We start from the raw sequence: 1,163 nt of genomic DNA on the forward strand, positions 1-1,163 counted from the left end.
GCCAAGGTTGCCGCGCCTGAGCGTCCGGCCATCTCCTACGCCGGTGACGGCGCCTGGGGCATGTCCATGGTTGAGATCATGACCTGTGTCCGTGAGCAGATCCCGGTTACCTCGATCGTATTCCACAACCGTCAGTGGGGTGCCGAGAAGAAGAACCAGGTCGACTTCTACAGCCGTCGCTTCGTAGCGGGTGAGCTGGAGAACCCGAGCTTCGCCGAAATCGCACGCTCCATGGGTGCGCAGGGCGTCACCATCGACAAGCTGGAAGACATCGGTCCGGCGCTGAAGCAAGCTTGCGACGCGCAGAAGGACGGTGTGACCACCGTGATCGAGATCATGTGTACTCGTGAGCTGGGCGACCCCTTCCGCCGCGACGCACTGTCCGTACCGGTTCGTCACCTGGAGAAGTACAAGGACTTCCAGTAACAGTCCGCTTAATCGTCCGTTGGCGGGTGGATCGCACCGATCCGCTCGCCCTTTTACGACGATACAAAAACCGGCCGGTTCTCGGCCGGTTTTATCGGCTTATCGACCTGCCCATCCCGCTCCAACGTATCCTGGGTGGTTAGCTCAATAACCCGAGAACCCTTCGACTGAATGCTCTGCCACAGAGAGCCCATCAGTCACCCCGCAACAATAACCCCACAATAACGATAAGGGCTGTGTGATGAAGGCGCTCAACAACATCTTCAAGCGGGCGGCAGATGCGCCCAAACGCGTGGTACTGGCCGAAGGCGAAGATCCGCGGATCCTCGAAGCGGCCACCGTGGCCACCGAGCGCGGCATCGCGCAGATCACCGTGCTGGGCGACGAAGCCAAGATCCGTGCCCTGGCGGCGGAAAACAACCTCAACCTCGACGGCATTACCCTGCTGGATCCGGCCAGCTCGCCGGAGCTGGCGCGCTACGCCGATGCGCTGTACCAGAAGCGCAAAGCCAAGGGCATGACCGAGGAGCAGGCCGCCGAGCAGGTCCAAAACCCGCTGATCTACGCCCAGGTGATGGTCCAGTTGGACGATGCCGACGGCTCCGTGGCGGGCGCGGTCTACACCACCGGCGACGTGGTGCGCTCGGCGATCCAGATCATCGGCATGGCGCCCAGCGCCAGCATGATCTCCAGCTTCTTCCTGATGATGCTGTGCGAGCCGTTCCATGAGTTGAAGG

2 protein-coding genes are annotated in these 1,163 nt (G+C 61.7%); both read left to right on the plus strand.

Features of this window, described 5'->3' with window-relative positions; all coding sequences use genetic code 11:
* Window positions 1-426, plus strand: a 426-nt coding sequence (locus DV711_RS19225; RefSeq protein WP_243633894.1) for a thiamine pyrophosphate-dependent enzyme, incomplete at its 5' end; no start/stop codon positions are given.
* Window positions 427-667: 241 nt separating this feature from the next.
* The coding region (locus tag DV711_RS19230; protein ID WP_279386529.1) for a phosphate acyltransferase at window positions 668-1,163 on the plus strand (496 nt) is incomplete at its 3' end.

Origin of the sequence: Motiliproteus coralliicola (assembly GCF_003345655.1) — a bacterium.
Taxonomy (GTDB): Bacteria; Pseudomonadota; Gammaproteobacteria; order Pseudomonadales; family Balneatricaceae; genus Motiliproteus; species Motiliproteus coralliicola.